The 15,966-nt window shown below is 68.9% G+C and carries 19 protein-coding genes; 17 read left to right on the top strand and 2 right to left on the bottom strand.

Translation table 11 applies throughout. The features are described from left to right. The first annotated feature begins 84 nt into the window (after window positions 1-84). The 5 genes from recG to ubiA all read left to right on the top strand — a co-directional run bounded on the left by recG (window position 85) and on the right by ubiA (window position 5,755). A complete protein-coding gene (gene recG / locus BLQ61_RS09145) occupies window positions 85-2,175 on the top strand; it encodes an ATP-dependent DNA helicase RecG (protein ID WP_091569075.1) in 2,091 nt (696 codons plus the stop codon). Between the two features lie 21 nt (window positions 2,176-2,196). Continuing rightward, a complete protein-coding gene (locus tag BLQ61_RS09140) occupies window positions 2,197-3,162 on the top strand; it encodes a LysR substrate-binding domain-containing protein (protein ID WP_091569073.1) in 966 nt (321 codons plus the stop codon). Between the two features lie 85 nt (window positions 3,163-3,247). Beyond that, the gene (locus BLQ61_RS09135) at window positions 3,248-3,790 is read left to right on the top strand and encodes a Dps family protein (RefSeq protein WP_091569072.1); all 543 of its coding nucleotides are present in this window, start codon (window positions 3,248-3,250) and stop codon (window positions 3,788-3,790) included. Window positions 3,791-3,821: 31 nt separating this feature from the next. Further along, complete coding sequence (locus BLQ61_RS09130) at window positions 3,822-4,595, top strand: phosphatase PAP2 family protein (RefSeq protein WP_091569070.1); 774 nt, start codon at window positions 3,822-3,824, stop codon at window positions 4,593-4,595. 266 nt (window positions 4,596-4,861) lie between these two features. Then, window positions 4,862-5,755 carry a 4-hydroxybenzoate octaprenyltransferase gene (gene ubiA, locus BLQ61_RS09125; protein ID WP_091569068.1) on the top strand — a complete coding sequence of 298 codons (894 nt, stop codon included), beginning with the start codon at window positions 4,862-4,864 and terminating at the stop codon, window positions 5,753-5,755. Between the two features lie 187 nt (window positions 5,756-5,942). Here the strand turns inward: ubiA and proC are convergent, their stop codons facing one another. Both proC and glpK read right to left on the bottom strand, forming a co-directional pair. Further along, window positions 5,943-6,800 (bottom strand): pyrroline-5-carboxylate reductase, encoded by an 858-nt coding sequence (proC, locus tag BLQ61_RS09120; protein WP_091569067.1) that lies wholly within the window; start codon window positions 6,798-6,800, stop codon window positions 5,943-5,945. 116 nt (window positions 6,801-6,916) lie between these two features. After that, window positions 6,917-8,452, bottom strand: coding sequence for a glycerol kinase GlpK (gene glpK, locus BLQ61_RS09115; protein ID WP_091569065.1), 1,536 nt, complete (start codon window positions 8,450-8,452; stop codon window positions 6,917-6,919). A gap of 102 nt (window positions 8,453-8,554) precedes the next feature. Between glpK and BLQ61_RS09110 the strand changes: the two genes are divergently transcribed. The 12 genes from BLQ61_RS09110 (at window position 8,555) to secY (ending at window position 15,832) form a co-directional block, all read left to right on the top strand. Further along, the gene (locus BLQ61_RS09110) at window positions 8,555-10,153 is read left to right on the top strand and encodes a glycerol-3-phosphate dehydrogenase/oxidase (protein WP_091569064.1); all 1,599 of its coding nucleotides are present in this window, start codon (window positions 8,555-8,557) and stop codon (window positions 10,151-10,153) included. Between the two features lie 235 nt (window positions 10,154-10,388). Then, window positions 10,389-10,757 carry a 50S ribosomal protein L14 gene (gene rplN, locus BLQ61_RS09105; RefSeq protein WP_091569062.1) on the top strand — a complete coding sequence of 123 codons (369 nt, stop codon included), beginning with the start codon at window positions 10,389-10,391 and terminating at the stop codon, window positions 10,755-10,757. 13 nt (window positions 10,758-10,770) lie between these two features. Then, a complete protein-coding gene (rplX, locus tag BLQ61_RS09100; RefSeq protein WP_091569060.1) occupies window positions 10,771-11,091 on the top strand; it encodes a 50S ribosomal protein L24 in 321 nt (106 codons plus the stop codon). A gap of 9 nt (window positions 11,092-11,100) precedes the next feature. Continuing rightward, window positions 11,101-11,640 (top strand): 50S ribosomal protein L5, encoded by a 540-nt coding sequence (gene rplE / locus BLQ61_RS09095; RefSeq protein ID WP_091569059.1) that lies wholly within the window; start codon window positions 11,101-11,103, stop codon window positions 11,638-11,640. 9 nt (window positions 11,641-11,649) lie between these two features. Beyond that, on the top strand, window positions 11,650-11,955 hold the full coding sequence (gene rpsN / locus BLQ61_RS09090; protein WP_091569057.1) for a 30S ribosomal protein S14: 306 nt from the start codon (window positions 11,650-11,652) through the stop codon (window positions 11,953-11,955). A gap of 20 nt (window positions 11,956-11,975) precedes the next feature. After that, the gene (gene rpsH, locus BLQ61_RS09085; RefSeq protein ID WP_091569056.1) at window positions 11,976-12,371 is read left to right on the top strand and encodes a 30S ribosomal protein S8; all 396 of its coding nucleotides are present in this window, start codon (window positions 11,976-11,978) and stop codon (window positions 12,369-12,371) included. Window positions 12,372-12,396: 25 nt separating this feature from the next. Further along, a complete protein-coding gene (gene rplF, locus BLQ61_RS09080; RefSeq protein ID WP_091569054.1) occupies window positions 12,397-12,930 on the top strand; it encodes a 50S ribosomal protein L6 in 534 nt (177 codons plus the stop codon). An 11-nt stretch (window positions 12,931-12,941) separates the two neighbouring features. After that, a complete protein-coding gene (rplR, locus tag BLQ61_RS09075) occupies window positions 12,942-13,307 on the top strand; it encodes a 50S ribosomal protein L18 (RefSeq protein ID WP_091569053.1) in 366 nt (121 codons plus the stop codon). A 15-nt stretch (window positions 13,308-13,322) separates the two neighbouring features. Next, on the top strand, window positions 13,323-13,844 hold the full coding sequence (gene rpsE, locus BLQ61_RS09070; protein ID WP_091569051.1) for a 30S ribosomal protein S5: 522 nt from the start codon (window positions 13,323-13,325) through the stop codon (window positions 13,842-13,844). Window positions 13,845-13,861: 17 nt separating this feature from the next. Beyond that, complete coding sequence (gene rpmD / locus BLQ61_RS09065) at window positions 13,862-14,047, top strand: 50S ribosomal protein L30 (protein ID WP_091569050.1); 186 nt, start codon at window positions 13,862-13,864, stop codon at window positions 14,045-14,047. A gap of 10 nt (window positions 14,048-14,057) precedes the next feature. Beyond that, window positions 14,058-14,489, top strand: a complete 432-nt coding sequence (gene rplO, locus BLQ61_RS09060) for a 50S ribosomal protein L15 (protein ID WP_091569145.1) — start codon at window positions 14,058-14,060, stop codon at window positions 14,487-14,489. Window positions 14,490-14,515: 26 nt separating this feature from the next. Next, window positions 14,516-15,832, top strand: coding sequence for a preprotein translocase subunit SecY (gene secY, locus BLQ61_RS09055; protein WP_091569048.1), 1,317 nt, complete (start codon window positions 14,516-14,518; stop codon window positions 15,830-15,832). Window positions 15,833-15,966: the final 134 nt, after the last annotated feature.

Raw genomic sequence — 15,966 nt, 5'->3', positions numbered from 1 at the left:
ATGCCCGGCACGGCGCAACGGCCCGGGCCGGCGTGTTAGCCTGCGCCAGCGCCCCGTTTGCCTTGCCCGCCGCCTTCCGTCCGCATGCCCACTCCCGCCCCTTCCAGCCCCGCGCGCCAGGCGCTGCACAAACTGGGCCTCACCCGTGACATCGACCTGGCGCTGCACCTGCCGCTGCGCTACGAGGACGAGACGCGCATCACCCCCATCGCCAGCGCGCGCGAGGGCGCCAGCGTGCAGATCGAGGGCACCGTCACCAACAGCCAGGTGCAGCTGCACCCGCGCCGCCAGCTGGTGGTGACGCTGCAGGACGCCACGGGCAGCTGCGAGCTGCGCTTTTTCAGCTTCTACCCCTCGCACCACAAGACCATGGGCGTGGGCATGCGGCTGCGCGCGCGCGGCGAGGTGCGCGGCGGCTTCTGGGGCCGGCAGATGCTGCACCCGGTGGTCAAGAGCGCCAACGCCGAGCTGCCCGCCGCGCTCACCCCGGTCTACCCGACGGTGGCGCAGCTGCCGCAGGCCTACCTGCGCCGGGCGATTGCCACCGCCCTCACGCGCGTGCAGCTGCCCGAGACATTGCCACGCAGCCTGCCGCCCCCGCCGCTGGCGGTGTATGGTCAAAACGCCGGTCAGCCGGCATGGAGCTTGCGCGATGCGCTCTTGTTTTTGCACCGCCCGGCGCCCGACGTGGCGCTGGCGACGCTGGAGGACCACAGCCACCCAGCCTGGCAGCGCCTGAAAGCCGAGGAGCTGCTGGCGCAGCAGCTGTCACAGTTCGCCGCGCGGCGCGAACGCGCGCAGCTGGCCGCGCCGACCCTGGCGCCCGCCGCCGAACAGCCCCTGCACGAGCAGCTGCTGGCGGCGCTGCCGTTCGAGCTGACCGGCGCGCAGCGGCGCGTGGTGGACGAGATCGCGCGCGACCTGGGGCAAAGCCGCCCCATGCACCGCCTGCTGCAGGGCGACGTCGGCTCCGGCAAGACGGTGGTGGCGGCGCTGGCCGCGTGCATCTGCATGGACGCCGGCTGGCAGTGCGCGCTGATGGCGCCCACCGAGATCCTGGCCGAGCAGCACTTCGCCAAACTGATCGGCTGGCTGCGCCCGCTGCTGGGCGCGCGCGGGCAGGGCATCGCCTGGCTGGCCGGCGGGCAGAAGAAACGCGAGCGCGCGGCGATGTTGCAGGCCATCAAGGACGGCACGGCGGCGCTGGTGGTGGGCACGCACGCGGTGATCCAGGAGCAGGTGCGCTTTGCCCGCCTGGGGCTGGCGGTGATCGACGAGCAGCACCGCTTCGGCGTCGCCCAGCGCCTGGCGCTGCGCCAGAAGAACGCCCACCTGCGCGAGGAGCCGCACATGCTGATGATGAGCGCCACGCCCATCCCGCGCACGCTGGCGATGAGTTATTACGCCGACCTGGACGTGTCCACCATCGACGAGCTGCCGCCCGGGCGCACGCCCATCGTCACGCGCGTGATCGCCGACAGCCGGCGCGACGAGCTGATAGAGCGCATCGCCGCGCAGGTCGCCGCCGGGCGGCAGGTGTACTGGGTCTGCCCGCTGATCGAGGAGAGCGAGGCGCTGGATCTGTCCAACGCCACCGCCACGCACGCCGAGCTGGCCGAGGCCCTGGCCGGCACGCCGGTCGGGCTGCTGCACTCGCGCCTGCCACCCGCCGAGAAGAAGGCGGTGATGGAGGAGTTCAAGTCCGGGCGCATGGGCGTGCTGGTCTCGACCACCGTGATCGAGGTCGGCGTGGACGTGCCCAACGCCTCGCTGATGGTCATCGAGCACGCCGAACGCTTCGGTCTGTCGCAGCTGCACCAGCTGCGCGGGCGCGTGGGCCGCGGCGCGGCGGCCTCGGCCTGCGTGCTGCTGTATGCCACCGGCGATTCCGGCCGCCTGGGCGAGACCGCGCGCGAGCGCCTCAAAGCCATGCAGGAGACCAACGACGGCTTCGAGATCGCCCGGCGCGACCTGGAGATCCGCGGCCCGGGCGAATTCCTGGGCGCGCGCCAGTCGGGCGATGCGCTGCTGCGCTTCGCCGACCTGGCCGGCGACACCGGCCTGCTGGACTGGGCGCGCGAGGTGGCGCCGGTGATGCTGGAGCAGTATCCCGAGCTGGCGGCGCAGCACGTCGAGCGCTGGCTGGGCTCAAAATCGGACTACTTGAAAGCCTGACGCCATGGCGCATATCCGTTCATGACCCTGACCGAACTCAAATACATCGTCGCCGTGGCGCGCGAGCGGCACTTCGGCCGCGCCGCCGAGGCCTGCTATGTCTCGCAGCCGACGCTGTCGGTGGCCGTGAAGAAGCTCGAGGACGAGCTGGAGCTGAAGCTGTTCGAGCGCAGCACTGGCGACGTGACGGTCACGCCCCTGGGCGAGGAGATCGTGCGCCAGGCGCAGAGCGTGCTGGAGCAGGCCGCCGCCATCAAGGAGATCGCCAAGCGCGGCAAGGACCCGCTGGCCGGCGTGCTGACCCTGGGGGTGATCTACACCATCGGCCCCTACCTGCTGCCGCAGCTGGTGCGCCACGCCATCGCCACCACGCCGCAGATGCCGCTGATGCTGCAGGAGAACTTCACCGCCCGGCTGCTGGAGATGCTGCGCACCGGTGAGATCGACTGCGCCATCCTGGCCGAGCCGTTCCCGGACACCGGCTTGGCGCTGGCGCCGCTGTATGACGAGCCGTTCCTGGCGGCCGTGCCGTCCAGCCACCCGCTGGCGCAGCAGGACAGCGTGTCCACCACCGAGCTGAAGAACGAGACCATGCTGCTGCTGGGCGCCGGGCACTGCTTTCGCGACCATGTGCTGCAGGTCTGCCCGGAGTTCGCGCGTTTCGCCAGCAACGCCGAGGGCATCCGCCGCACCTTCGAGGGCTCATCGCTGGAGACCATCAAGCACATGGTCTCGGCCGGCATGGGCGTGACGCTGGTGCCGCGCCTGTCGGTGCCGCGCGACGCGCTGCACACCGGCGCGCGGCGCCGAAAGAGCGACGACGCGCACATCCGCTACCTGCCGATCGCCGCCGACGACAGCGGCGGCGTGCCCACGCGCCGCGTGGTGCTGGCCTGGCGGCGCAGCTTCACGCGCTACGAGGCGATTGCCGCGCTGCGCAACGCGGTCTACGCCTGCGATCTGCCCGGGGTCAAGCGGCTATCCTGAAGCCCGGTTCATGATGCCGGCGGGGCGGCCACCCTGCGCCGCCCGGCAGCATTTTTTCGTCACCCACCCCACCAGGAGTTGTTACATGGCCAAGGCCCCCAGCACCAAGACCACCCCCAAGGCGAACAAGACCCCGGTGACGCGCAGCGGCGCGCCGCGCATCGACATCGGCATCAGCGACAAGGACCGCGCGGCCATCGCCCAAGGCCTGTCGCGCCTGCTGGCCGACACCTACACGCTGTATCTCACGACGCACAACTTCCACTGGAACGTCACCGGCCCGATGTTCAACACCCTGCACGTGATGTTCATGGAGCAGTACACCGAGCTGTGGAACGCTGCCGACCCGATCGCCGAGCGCATCCGTGCGCTGGGCCACCATGCGCCGGGCTCGTACGCCGCCTTCGGCAAGCTGGCCAGCCTGCCCGACGCGCCCGAGGCGCCGCCGCCGGCGCTGGAGATGGTGCGCATCCTGGTCGAGGGCCACGAGGCCGTGGCGCGCACCGCGCGCGAGATGTTCCCGGTGGCCGACAAGGCCAGCGACGAGCCCACCGCCGACCTGCTGACGCAGCGCCTGGCGGTGCACGAGCAGACGGCGTGGATGCTGCGCTCGCTGCTCGAGGCGTGATGCCGCGCTGCGCCCCGGACGGGCCGCCCCGGTGATCTGGGGCTGGCTGGACCGCCACGCCGTCGCCTTCGGCTTGGCCCTGACCCTGGCCGCCGTGGGCGGCCTTTTCTTTTGGCTGCATCGCACGCGCGGCGCCGCGCCGCACTGGGGCGCGCCGGTGCTGCCGGCGCGCGCCTGGCCGCCGCTGGCGCTCGTCGGTGTGCTGGCGGCGCTGGCGCTGGCCGGCATGGCGGCGGCGCTGGCCGGCGACGCGGGCGGGATCGACTGGCCGGCGCTGGACGCGGCCGTGGCCGGGTGGGTGCAGCGCCATGTGCCCAGCCACTGGCGCACGCCGCTGGTGGTGTTCACGCAATTGGGGCATGTGGCCCTGCTGCTGGCCGTGGGCGTGCTGGTGCTGCTGGCGCTGGCGCGGCGGCAGGCTTGGCTGCACGCCGGCGTCTGGCTGGCGGCCACCGGCGGCGCCGGGCTGTGGACGCGCGCGCTGAAGGCCGAGGTGGCGCGCCCGCGTCCTGCAGACGCCTGGGTGACCGAGGCCAGCCACAGCTTTCCCAGCGGCCACAGCGCCGGCACGCTGGCGTTCTGCGCCGCGCTGGCTTGGCTGCTGTGGCCCCGGCTGCGCCGCGCCTGGCGCTGGCCGGCGGCGCTGGCGCTGGTCGGACTGGCGCTGGCCGTGGGCGTCAGCCGGGTGCTGCTGCGCGTGCACCACGCCAGCGACGTGCTGGCCGGCTGGCTGCTGGCGCTGGCCTGGCTGGCCTGCGTGCTGGGCGCGGCGGAGTGGGCGCTGCGCCGGCGCGCCGGGCGGTGACGGGTGCCTGCAGCCTCGGGAAGAGCGCGCTTCGCGCGCCAGCCACCACGCCGGCTGGCGCAGCACTGGCACGCGCATCCACGCATCCATGCCTACCCTACGTTGCATGCGCGCGGGCGCGCCGTGCGCCAGGCGCCTGTCTGTAGCACCGCAGGCCTGTGACCGGCAACGGCCAACGCTGGCCTGATGTCCGCGCGGCGCGGCCCCTTGCACCAGCGCGACCAGACGCTGGGCCACAATCGCCGGTTGCCGTGTTGTTGCCTGCCATGCCTGCCTCTGCCCCTTCCGTCCCGCCCGCGCGCAGCCGCCTGGCGCTGTACCTCGACCTGATCCGCTTCAACCGCCCGGCCGGCTGGCTGGTGCTGGTCTGGCCGACGCTGGCGGCGCTGTGGGTGGCGGCGGACGGCTTTCCCGGCTGGCACCTGCTAGCGGTGTTCGTCGCCGGCACGGTGCTGATGCGCAGTGCCGGCTGCTGCGTCAACGACGTGGCCGACCGCGATTTCGACCGGCATGTGAAGCGCACCCAGGCGCGGCCGATCACCACCGGCCAGGTCTCGGTGCGCGAGGCGTTGCTGCTGGCCGCCGCGCTGGCGCTGGTCGCCTTCGCGCTGGTGCTGACCACGCGCTGGCAGGCCGTGGCCTGGTCGGTGCCGGCGCTGGCCTTCACCATCGTCTATCCGTTCACCAAGCGCTTCTTCGCCATGCCGCAGGCCTTCCTGGGGCTGGCGTTCAACTTCGGCATCCTGATCGCCTTCGCCGCCGTGCAGGGCCGGGTGCCGGGGCTGGCCTGGCTGCTGTGGCTGGCCAACCTGTTCCTGGTGCTGGCCTACGACACCGAATACGCCATGGTGGACCGCGACGACGACCTGAAGATCGGCATGCGCACCTCGGCCATCACGCTGGGGCGCTTCGACGTCGCCGGGGTGATGCTGTTCTTCGTCCTGTGCCTGGGATTGACCGCCGCGGCACTGGCGCCGCAGGGCCTGGGCTGGCCGCTGTGGCTGGGCCTGGGCGCCGCCGCCGCGCAGGTCGCCTGGCACTGGACGCTGATCCGTGGCCGCACGCGCGCCGGCTGCTTCGTTGCCTTCAGCCAGAGCCACTGGATCGGCGCGGCGATCTTCGCCGGCGTGGCGCTGGGCTTCATGCTACGCAATCAATAGCTGCAGGCCCTTGATTGTCAAGGGCTGAAGCCCATTTTCATGTAATTTTTCGGTGTGCCGCATGGTTGGGTCGCGGGCGCAACTGGCGCCAGCAGCCGCCGTGCCAGGGCCGCCCCGCAGCACCGGTGGCGCCCCCCTTCCCGCTGCGCGCAACGGTGCGAGAGCAGGGGGGAAGGCGCGCAGCGCCTCAGGGGATTGCCTCGTGGTCCTTCCCGAACTCCGCCGCCATGGCCTGCGCCCGTGCCTGTGCGGCGTGCATGGCGGCGATGAACTGCTCGGGCACCTGGTGCTGCTGCATGTGGCTGATGGCGGCGTGGGTGGTGCCGCCGGGGCTGGTCACGCGCTGGCGCAGCAGGGCCGGGGCGTCGCCCGAGCGTGCGGCCAGCTCGGACGCGCCCTGGAAGGTGGCCAGCGCCAGTTGCCGCGCCTGCGCTTCGGTCAGGCCCATCTCGGTGCCGGCGCGCGCCATCGCCTCCAGGAACAGGAACACATACGCCGGGCCCGAGCCAGACAGCGCGGTGACCGCGTCCAGCTGCGCCTCGTCCTGCAGCCACAGGAGCTGGCCGGTCGGCTCCAGCACCTGCTCGACCAGCGCCCGCGCGGCCGCATCGACCTGGGGGCGCGCATACAGCCCGGTCATGCCGCGCCCGACCAGCGCTGGCGTGTTGGGCATGGCGCGCACGATGCGCTCGCTGCCCAGCCAGTGCGCGATGCTGTCCGTGGTGATGCCGGCGGCCACGCTCAGGTGCAGCGCTCCGGGCGCGGCGTGCGTGCGCACTTCGCGGGCGGCGGCGGCGAAGGTCTGCGGCTTGACGGCCCACAGCACCAGCCGTGCGCGCGCCAGCGCCGGCGACGGCGCCGCCTGCGCCGTGACGCCGAAGGCCTGTGCCAGCGCGGCGCGCGCCGGCTCGAACGGCTCGACGACTTCGAGTTGCGCGGCCGGCAGGCCCTGGCGCAGCAGGCCACCGATCAGCGCGCTGGCCATGTTGCCGCCGCCGATGAAGGCGATGGGGGTGTCGAGCGAGGGCAGGGCAGTGACGGTCATGGTGAGGAGATAAGGTAACTGGAAGAAGGAGTTTGGTCGCCGGATGTGTCTTTCCGGCTATTTTCAAGGAAAAAATGGATTCAGCCCATGTATTTCAAGGGTCTGCAGCTATCTTTTCAGGAGTGATCGGGTGGCAGCGTCGCCTGCGCCACGGCATGTTCCCAGCGCGCCATCAGCTCCTGCGCACGCCCCGGCGCCAGCGTCGGCACGAAGCGCCGCTCGGCGCGCCACAGGCCGCTGAGTTCGTCCTGGTCGGCATACACGCCTGAGGCCAGGCCGGCCAGCCAGGCCGCACCCAGGGCGGTGGTCTCGACGCAGGCCGGGCGCACCACCGGGATGCCCAGCAGGTCGGCCTGGAACTGCATTAGCAGGTCATTCACGCAGGCGCCGCCGTCCACGCGCAATTCCGACACCGGTGCGCCGCCGGCGGCCACCGCGTCGCGGCCCATGGCGGCCAGCAGGGCCGCACTCTGGTAGGCGATGGATTCGAGTGCCGCGCGCGCGATGTGCGCCAGGGTGCTGCCGCGCGTCAGCCCGGTGATGGTGCCGCGCGCATCGGGCTGCCAGTACGGCGCGCCCAGGCCGGTGAACGCCGGCACCAGCATCACGCCGCCGGAGTCGGGCACGCTCTCGGCCAGCTGTTGCACCTCGCTGCTGGCGCGGATGGCGTGCAGGCCGTCGCGCAGCCACTGCACCACGGCGCCGCCGACGAACACGCTGCCCTCCAGCGCGTACTGCGGCGCGGCAGGCGTGCCGCCGGGCTTGGGCGCCAGCTGTGCGGCACTGGTGGTGAGCAGGCCGTTCTGGCTGTGCTGAAAGCGCTCGCCGGTGTGCATCAGCAGGAAGCAGCCGGTGCCGTAGGTGTTCTTGGCCAAGCCGGGTGTGAAGCACGCCTGGCCGAACAGCGCGCTCTGCTGGTCGCCGGCCACGCCGGCGATGGGGATGGCGCCGCCCAGCAGCTCGGGCGTGGTGGCGCCGAACTCCAGGCTGGACGAGGGCAGCACCTCGGGCATCAGCGTGCGCGGGATGTCCAAGAGCGCCAGCAGCTCGTCGTCCCACTGGTTGCTGTGCACGTTCAGCAGCATGGTGCGGCTGGCGTTGGTCACGTCGGTGACGTGGCGCGCGCCGCGCGTCAGTTGCCAGATCAGCCAGCTGTCCACGGTGCCGAAGGCCAACTCGCCGCGTTCGGCAGCTGCGCGCGCACCAGGCACGTGTTCAAGGAGCCACTGCAGCTTGGTGGCAGAGAAGTAGGCGTCGATCCGCAGGCCGGTCTTGTCCCGGATCAGCGCCTCATGGCCCTGCTCGCGCAGCCGCGCGCAGGCCGGCTCGGCGCGCCGGTCCTGCCAGACGATGGCATGGTGGATGGGCTGGCCGGTGGCGCGGTTCCATACCAGCGTGGTCTCGCGCTGGTTGGTGATGCCCAGGGCGCGCACTTGGGCGGCGCCGATGCCGGCCTGCGCCAGCGCCTGGCGCGCGGTGGCCAGCTGGGTGGCCCAGATCTGCTGCGGGTCATGCTCGACCCAGCCGGGGCGCGGGTAGTGCTGCGGCAGCTCCTGCTGCGCCTGTGCCACGATGCGCCCGGCCCGGTCGAAGACGATGGAGCGCGAACTGGAGGTGCCCTGGTCCAGGGCGAGCAGGTAGGGTGTCGTCATCGCCCGAGGATAAATCGGGCCTGTCGCCGACGCGCCTGTGCCGCGTGCCGGAATCCGGGGTAAACCCTGACGCGACTGCGCCAACTGAAGGAAAATCGCCGCATGACCGATGCCACCGCCGCCCCCCTGCCGACCGACCGCGCTGCGCTGCTGCAGCAGTTGGCCCAGCCCCGTGTGTATGACCTGGCCGTGGTCGGTGGCGGTGCCACCGGCCTGGGCGTGGCGCTGGACGCGGCGGCGCGCGGCTTTTCGGTGGTGCTGCTGGAGTCGCACGACTTCGCCAAGGGCACCTCGTCGCGCGCCACCAAGCTGGTGCACGGTGGCGTGCGCTACCTGGCGCAGGGCAACATCGCGCTGGTGCGCGAGGCGCTGCACGAGCGCACCACGCTGCTGGCCAACGCGCCGCACCTGGCGCAGCCGCTGGCCTTCGTCATGCCGTCGTACAAGCTGTGGGAGACGCCGTTCTACGGCACCGGCCTGAAGATGTACGACGCGCTGGCCGGCAAGGCGGGCCTGGGCGACACCCAGTGCCTGTCGCGCATGGAAACCCTGCGCTGCCTGCCCACCGCCGCGCCGGCAGGTCTCAAGGGCGGCGTGAAGTACTGGGACGGGCAGTTCGACGACGCGCGCCTGGCGCTGGCGCTGGCGCGCACGGCAGCCGCCAAGGGGGCGCTGCTGGTCAACTACTGCCCGGTCACCGACCTGCTGTACGACGGTGCGAAGGTGGCCGGCGTGGTCTGCGAGGACGCCGAGGGCGGCCAGCGCTTCGAGGTGCAGGCGCGCTGCGTGGTGAACGCCGCTGGCGTCTGGGTGGACGCGCTGCGCCAGCGCGACGGCGCGGCGGCCGGCCGGGAGCTGGCCCCCATGGTCGCGCCCAGCCAGGGCGTGCACCTGGTGGTGGACCGCGACTTCCTGCCCAGCGACCACGCGCTGATGGTGCCCAAGACCGCCGACGGGCGCGTGCTGTTCGCCGTGCCGTGGCTGGGCAAGCTGATCCTGGGCACCACCGACACGCCGCGGCGTGACCTGGCACGCGAGCCGCTGGCGCTGCGCGAGGAGGTGGCCTTCATCCTAGCCGAGGCGGCGCGCTACCTGCGCCGCGCGCCGCAGGCCTCGGACGTGCGCAGTGTCTGGGTCGGGTTGCGCCCACTGGTCAAGCGGCAGGAGGGCGACGGCGGCAATACCAAGCGCATCAGCCGCGAGCACACCGTGATTGCCAGCGGCAGTGGTCTGGTCACCGTCACCGGCGGCAAGTGGACCACCTACCGCGCCATGGCCGAGGATGTGCTGGACAAGTGCTTCGACGCCGGCCTGCTGCCGCGCCGCGCTGGCGGCGTGACGGTGGCGCTGCCGGTGGTCGGCGCGCCCGGCGTGCGGCCGCGCCACGGCATGAATCAGCCGCAGGGCTTGCATTCGTACGGCAGCGAGGCGCCCCAGGTGGCGGCGCTGCCGGGTGCCGACCGCTGGCTGGCCGAGGGCCTGAGCGAGGCCATGGTGCGCTGGGCCGTGCGCCATGAATATGCGCGCACCGTGGAGGATGTGCTGGCGCGGCGCGCGCGCGTGCTGTTCCTGGATGCACGCTTGGCCGCCACGCTGGCGCCGCGCGTGGCGCAGATCCTGGCCGAGGAACTGCCGGGCCACGATCCGCAGCTGGCGGCCTTCCTGGAGCTGGCGCACCAGTACGCCAGCGTGCCGCTGTAAGCCGGCAGCAGCGCGACTGCGCCAAAAAAACCTGCACAGGGCCTTGACGGGCCTTTTGCTTTTTGCGACACTTGCGGGCTTCGCGCTTTATCTGCGCGAGGCTTATCTGCCCAGCGGAAACGCTTGCGAAACGGTTTGCGGCGTGGACGACGGGCCCAAGACTGACTGGCGTTGCGTCTTTGCTTTCGAGCGATCGGAGGCATGAGCGCCGCTGGTACAAGTTGGGAATATTCACATGATCCAGACAGAATCTCGGTTAGAGGTTGCCGACAACACCGGCGCCAAGTCCGTCCTGTGCATCAAGGTGCTGGGTGGCTCCAAGCGCCGCTATGCCAGCGTCGGCGACATCATCAAGGTGAGCGTGAAAGAAGCCGCTCCCCGTGGTCGCGTCAAGAAGGGCGAGATCTACAGTGCCGTGGTGGTGCGCACCGCCAAGGGCATCCGCCGCGCAGACGGTTCGCTCGTCAAGTTCGACGGCAACGCCGCCGTGCTGCTCAACGCAAAGCTGGAGCCCATCGGCACCCGCATCTTCGGCCCGGTGACGCGCGAGCTGCGTACCGAGCGCTTCATGAAGATCGTGTCCCTGGCTCCTGAAGTCCTCTGAAAGGCAAGGCACCATGAACAAGATCCGCAAGGGCGACGAGGTCATCGTGCTGACCGGTCGTGACAAGGGCAAGCGCGGCACCGTCGCGCTGCGCGCCGATGACTCGCACCTGGTCATCGACGGCATCAACCTGGTCAAGAAGCACGTCAAGCCCAACCCCATGAAGGGCACCACCGGCGGCATCGTGGAAAAGGCCATGCCGATCCACCAGTCCAACGTGGCCATCTTCAACGTCGCGACCGGCAAGGCCGATCGCGTCGGCATCAAGCTCCAGGCCGACGGCACGCGCGTGCGTGTGTTCAAGTCCAGCGGCGCCGAAATCAAGACGGCTTAAAGGGTTCCCATGGCACGACTGCAACAAATCTACCGCGACAAGATCGCGTCCGAACTGAAGGAAAAGTTCGGCTACCAATCCGTCATGCAAGTCCCGCGCATCACGAAGATCACCCTGAACATGGGTGTCAGCGAAGCCGTGGCCGACAAGAAGGTGATGGACAACGCCGTGGCCGACCTCACCAAGATCGCCGGTCAGAAGCCCGTGGTCACCAAGGCCAAGCGCGCCATCGCCGGCTTCAAGATCCGTGAAGGCCAGGCCATCGGCTGCATGGTCACGCTGCGTGGCGTGCGCATGTACGAGTTCCTGGACCGTTTCGTCACCGTGGCCCTGCCGCGCGTGCGTGACTTCCGCGGCATCTCGGGTCGCGCGTTCGACGGCCGTGGCAACTACAACATCGGCGTCAAAGAGCAGATCATCTTCCCCGAGATCGAGTACGACAAGGTGGATGCGCTGCGTGGTCTGAACATCAGCATCACCACGACGGCCAAGAACGACGAAGAAGCCAAGGCGCTGCTCGCCGGCTTCCGTTTCCCCTTCAAGAACTAAAGGTGGCGCATGGCTAAGAAAGCTTTGATCGAGCGCGAACTCAAGCGCGAAAAACTGGCCGCCAAGTACGCTGCCAAGTATGCCGAACTGAAGGCCATCGCCGGCGACGCCAAGCGTTCCGACGAAGAGCGCGAAGCCGCCCGCCTGGGCCTGCAGAAGCTGCCGCGCAACGCCAACCCCACGCGCCAGCGCAACCGCTGCGAAATGACCGGCCGCCCGCGTGGCACGTTCCGTCAGTTCGGTCTGGCGCGCGCCAAGATCCGCGAACTGGCCTTTGCCGGTGACATCCCCGGTGTCACCAAGGCCAGCTGGTAAGCAGCGAGGAGTAATACAACATGAGCATGAGTGATCCCATCGCTGACTTGCTGACCCGCATCCGCAATGCGCAGATGGTCTCCAAGTCCACCGTGTCGGTGCCGTCTTCCAAAGTGAAGATCGCCATCGCCCAGGTGCTCAAGGACGAAGGCTATATCGACGGTTTCGAAGTCAAGAGCGAAGCCGGCAAGTCTGAACTGCAGATCGCCCTGAAGTACTACGCCGGCCGTCCGGTGATCGAGCGTATCGAGCGTGTCAGCCGCCCTGGCCTGCGCGTGTACAAGGGCTCGGCCTCCATCCCCCAGGTCCAGAACGGTCTGGGCGTGGCCATCGTCACCACCCCCAAGGGCGTGATGACCGACCGCAAGGCGCGCGCTACCGGTGTCGGTGGCGAAGTGCTGTGCTACGTGGCCTGACGCCGGCATCGAGGAGAACACAGAAATGTCCCGAGTAGGCAAATCCCCGGTGACCATCCCGCAAGGCGTGGATGTGTCCATCCAGGCCGATCAGATCAGCGTGAAGGGCGCCGGCGGCTCGCTGCAGCTGCCCCAGCACGCACTGGTCAAGGTCACCAACAGCGACGGCAAGCTGAGCTTTGCGCCGGCCGACGAGTCGCGCGAAGCCAACGCCATGAGCGGCACCATCCGCCAGCTGGTGAACAACATGGTCGTCGGCGTCAGCCGCGGCTTCGAGAAGAAGCTGACCCTGGTCGGCGTGGGCTTCAAGGCTGCGGCCTCCGGCTCCAAACTGAACCTGAACATCGGCTATTCCCACCCCGTCAACTTCGACATGCCCGCCGGCGTCACGGTGGCCACCCCGACTCCGACCGAGATCGTGATCAAGGGTGCCAACCGCCAGGTGGTGGGCCAACTGGCCGCCGAGATCCGCGCCGCTCGTCCGCCCGAGCCCTACAAGGGCAAGGGCATCCGCTATGCGGACGAGAAGGTCGCGATCAAAGAGACCAAGAAGAAATAAGGAGCTGCAACATGTTGACCAAGAAAGAGCAGCGTCTTCGCCGTGCCCGTCAGACCCGTATCCGCATCGCCCAGCAGGGCGTGGCGCGCCTGACCGTGCATCGCACCAACCTCCATATCTACGCCAGCGTCATCTCCGAAGATGGCGCCCGCGTGCTGGCCACCGCCTCGACCCTCGAGGCCGAGCTGCGCAAGTCGCTGGGTGGCGCGGGCAAGGGCGGCAACGCCGCTGCCGCGACGGAAGTCGGCAAGCGCATCGCCGAGAAGGCCAAGGCCGCCGGCGTCGAGAAAGTGGCTTTCGACCGTGCAGGCTTTGCCTACCACGGCCGTGTGAAGGCCCTGGCCGAAGCCGCCCGCGAAGCCGGCCTGCAGTTCTAAGGGAGCGAAACAACAATGGCTAAATTTCAACCCCGCGTGCAGGACGAAGGTCGCGACGACGGCATGCGCGAGAAGATGATCGCGGTCAACCGCGTCACCAAAGTCGTCAAGGGCGGCCGTATCCTCGGTTTCGCAGCCCTGACGGTGGTGGGCGACGGTGACGGCCGCATCGGCATGGGCAAGGGCAAGTCCAAGGAAGTGCCGGCTGCCGTGCAGAAGGCCATGGAAGAGGCCCGTCGCAAGCTGGTGAAGGTGTCCCTCAAGGATGGCACCATCCACCACCAGGTGACCGGCCACCACGGCGCGGCGCGCGTGATGATGGCTCCGGCTCCCAAGGGTACCGGCATCATCGCCGGCGGCCCGATGCGTGCTGTCTTCGAAGTCATGGGCATCACCGACATCGTGGCTAAGAGCCACGGCTCGTCCAATCCCTACAACATGGTGCGTGCAACGCTGGACGCTCTGGCCAACTCCACCACGCCGGCCGAAGTGGCCGCCAAGCGTGGCAAGTCGGTCGAAGACCTGTTTGCCGCCTGAGCCGGAGTCGACAAGCTATGACGACGCAAGAACAAACCGTGAAGATTCAACTGGTGCGCAGCCCCATCGGCACCAAGGAATCGCACCGCGCCACCGTTCGTGGCCTGGGCCTGCGCAAGCTCAACAGCGTGAGCGAGCTCAAGGACAGCCCGGAAGTGCGCGGCATGATCAACAAGATCAGCTATCTGGTCAAAGTCCTGTAAGAGGTCGATGATGGAACTCAACAGCATCCAGCCTGCAGCAGGTGCCAAGCATGTCGCGCGCCGTGTCGGCCGCGGCATCGGCTCCGGCCTGGGCAAGACTGCCGGTCGCGGCCACAAGGGCCAGAAGTCGCGTTCGGGCGGCTACCACAAGGTCGGCTTCGAGGGCGGTCAGATGCCCCTGCAGCGCCGCCTGCCCAAGCGCGGCTTCAAGTCGCACCTGCTGAAGTACAACGCCGAAGTCACGCTGACGGCCCTGGCCCGCCTGGACGCAGCCGAGATTGACGTGCTGGCACTCAAGCAGGCCGGCCTGATCGACGCTATGGCCAAGGTGGTCAAGGTCGTCAAGAGCGGCGAGATCGGTCGTGCCGTGAAGCTCTCGGGCATCACCGCGACGGCTGGCGCCAAGGCGGCCATTGAGGCGGCCGGCGGCAGCGTGGCCTGATTCAGGCTTCATCAGGAAAGGCATCCGTGGCTACGAACGCAGCTCAACTGGCGAAAACCGGCAAGTTCGGCGACCTTCGCCGGCGTCTGGTCTTTTTGCTGCTCGCGCTGGTCGTGTACCGCGTGGGCGCGCACATCCCCGTGCCGGGGATCGACCCGACGCAGCTGCAGCAGCTGTTCAACAGCCAGCAGGGCGGCATCCTCAACCTGTTCAACATGTTCTCGGGCGGGGCACTGTCCCGCTTCACGGTCTTCGCGCTGGGGATCATGCCGTACATCTCGGCATCGATCATCATGCAGCTGATGACCTACGTCATCCCGACGTTCGAGCAGTTGAAGAAGGAAGGCGAGGCCGGTCGGCGCAAGACCACCCAGTACACGCGCTACGGCACAGTGGGCCTGGCCATCTTCCAGTCACTCGGCATCGCCGTGGCGCTGGAAAGCCAGGCCGGCTTGGTGATCGACCCGGGCTTCGGCTTCCGCATCACGGCGGTGGTCAGTCTGACGGCCGGCACCATGTTCCTGATGTGGCTGGGCGAGCAGATCACCGAGCGTGGGCTGGGCAACGGCATCTCGATCCTGATCTTCGCCGGCATCGCTGCCGGTCTGCCCAGCGCGCTGGGCGGTCTGCTGGAACTGGTGCGCACGGGTGCGATGAGCATCATCGCCGCCATCTTCATCGTGCTCATCGTCGGTGCGGTCACGTACTTCGTGGTCTTCGTCGAGCGGGGTCAGCGCAAGATCCTGGTGAACTACGCGCGTCGCCAGGTGGGCAACAAGGTGTATGGCGGTCAGTCGTCGCACCTGCCGCTGAAGCTGAACATGGCCGGGGTGATTCCGCCGATCTTCGCGTCGTCGATCATCTTGCTGCCGGCGACGGTGGTGAACTGGTTCAGCGCTGGTGAGTCTATGCGCTGGCTGCGCGACATCGCCGGCACCCTGACGCCAGGCCAGCCGATCTACGTGCTGCTGTATGCCACGGCCATCATCTTCTTCTGTTTCTTCTATACCGCGCTGGTGTTCAACAGCCGCGAGACGGCAGACAACCTGAAGAAGAGCGGGGCCTTCATTCCGGGAATCCGCCCGGGCGAGCACACGGCGCGCTACATCGACAAGATCCTGCTGCGCCTGACGCTGGTGGGGGCGATCTACATCACCTTCGTTTGCCTGCTGCCCGAGTTCCTGATCCTGAAGTACAACGTCCCGTTCTACTTCGGCGGAACATCACTGCTGATCATCGTGGTGGTCACCATGGACTTCATGGCCCAGGTGCAAAACTACATGATGAGCCAGCAGTACGAGTCGCTGCTCAAGAAGGCGAACTTCAGAACGACCGCAGGCTGATCGTATCGATCCGTTTGAATGCCAAGGTTTTGGCGGATGCGCTATAGTGCGCGGTTCGCCAAAATCCGCTGGCTGCCATAGATGCCCAACGATGCTTCGCGGGGCAAGGTTTTCACTATGTTCCGCCAGAGCCG

Source organism: Oryzisolibacter propanilivorax (assembly GCF_900103645.1).
In the GTDB taxonomy this organism is placed as follows: domain Bacteria; phylum Pseudomonadota; class Gammaproteobacteria; order Burkholderiales; family Burkholderiaceae_C; genus Melaminivora; species Melaminivora propanilivorax.
Note: the sequence above shows the minus strand (reverse complement) of the source record. Positions and strands in the feature narration are given on the sequence as shown.

Excerpts from the sequence above, each read along its gene's own strand:
- rplE (WP_091569059.1), top strand. The coding sequence starts at position 11,101 with ATGGCACGACTGCAACAAATCTACCGCGACAAGATCGCGTCCGAACTG.
- proC (WP_091569067.1), bottom strand. The coding sequence starts at position 6,800 with ATGACCGTCACTGCCCTGCCCTCGCTCGACACCCCCATCGCCTTCATC.
- rplR (WP_091569053.1), top strand. The coding sequence starts at position 12,942 with ATGTTGACCAAGAAAGAGCAGCGTCTTCGCCGTGCCCGTCAGACCCGT.
- rplF (WP_091569054.1), top strand. The coding sequence starts at position 12,397 with ATGTCCCGAGTAGGCAAATCCCCGGTGACCATCCCGCAAGGCGTGGAT.
- BLQ61_RS09140 (WP_091569073.1), top strand. The coding sequence starts at position 2,197 with ATGACCCTGACCGAACTCAAATACATCGTCGCCGTGGCGCGCGAGCGG.
- ubiA (WP_091569068.1), top strand. The coding sequence starts at position 4,862 with ATGCCTGCCTCTGCCCCTTCCGTCCCGCCCGCGCGCAGCCGCCTGGCG.
- rplO (WP_091569145.1), top strand. The coding sequence starts at position 14,058 with ATGGAACTCAACAGCATCCAGCCTGCAGCAGGTGCCAAGCATGTCGCG.
- BLQ61_RS09110 (WP_091569064.1), top strand. The coding sequence starts at position 8,555 with ATGACCGATGCCACCGCCGCCCCCCTGCCGACCGACCGCGCTGCGCTG.
- rpsH (WP_091569056.1), top strand. The coding sequence starts at position 11,976 with ATGAGCATGAGTGATCCCATCGCTGACTTGCTGACCCGCATCCGCAAT.
- rpsE (WP_091569051.1), top strand. The coding sequence starts at position 13,323 with ATGGCTAAATTTCAACCCCGCGTGCAGGACGAAGGTCGCGACGACGGC.
- glpK (WP_091569065.1), bottom strand. The coding sequence starts at position 8,452 with ATGACGACACCCTACCTGCTCGCCCTGGACCAGGGCACCTCCAGTTCG.
- rplX (WP_091569060.1), top strand. The coding sequence starts at position 10,771 with ATGAACAAGATCCGCAAGGGCGACGAGGTCATCGTGCTGACCGGTCGT.
- rplN (WP_091569062.1), top strand. The coding sequence starts at position 10,389 with ATGATCCAGACAGAATCTCGGTTAGAGGTTGCCGACAACACCGGCGCC.
- recG (WP_091569075.1), top strand. The coding sequence starts at position 85 with ATGCCCACTCCCGCCCCTTCCAGCCCCGCGCGCCAGGCGCTGCACAAA.
- rpmD (WP_091569050.1), top strand. The coding sequence starts at position 13,862 with ATGACGACGCAAGAACAAACCGTGAAGATTCAACTGGTGCGCAGCCCC.
- BLQ61_RS09135 (WP_091569072.1), top strand. The coding sequence starts at position 3,248 with ATGGCCAAGGCCCCCAGCACCAAGACCACCCCCAAGGCGAACAAGACC.
- rpsN (WP_091569057.1), top strand. The coding sequence starts at position 11,650 with ATGGCTAAGAAAGCTTTGATCGAGCGCGAACTCAAGCGCGAAAAACTG.